This window comes from Peribacillus sp. P4_C12 (assembly GCF_056402095.1).
Window position 1 is genome coordinate 1 of sequence record NZ_JBFUIB010001212.1, and the last position, 524, is coordinate 524.

1 protein-coding gene is annotated in these 524 nt (G+C 39.7%); it reads left to right on the forward strand.

Features of this window, described 5'->3' with window-relative positions; genetic code table 11:
• Positions 1 to 23: 23 nt before the first annotated feature.
• Positions 24 to 524 (forward strand): SDR family NAD(P)-dependent oxidoreductase (locus AC1DUW_RS32180; RefSeq protein ID WP_477644632.1); only part of this gene is annotated, 501 nt, incomplete at its 3' end.

Below are 524 nucleotides of genomic sequence, written 5' to 3' on the forward strand. Positions count from 1 at the left end.
AATTCGAAACAGGAGGTTGAACTATGGACTTAAAATTATCTGGAAAAAAAGCACTTATCGTTGGAGGAAGCAGGGGTATTGGCAAAGCTATTGCCCGTCAGTTGGCTTTTGAAGGTGCAGATTGTACGATTTGTTCAAGAAACGAATCTTCACTAAAGAATGCAGCAGACGAATTGGCCAAAGAAACCAACAGAAGTATTTATCCAATCGTGGCAGATACCAATGATCCTGACTCTATCCTAAATTTAGTTGAAAAATCAGCAGCAGAAATGGGAAGCATTGATATTTTAATCAACAGTGGAGCCCGTGTAGGAGGCCATGAACCAGAGGAATTTAACAGCATTAAAGATGAGCTTATCTTGAAAGATTTTGAAGAAAAGTATATGGGCTATTTTCGTTGTGTCCGGGCTGTTGCTCCTTATATGATCCAAAATAATTGGGGACGTATTATCAATATAAGTGGTCTGGCAGCTAGAATTGGCGGCAATTATTTTAGTTCCGGTCCTCGTAATGCATCTGTTGTC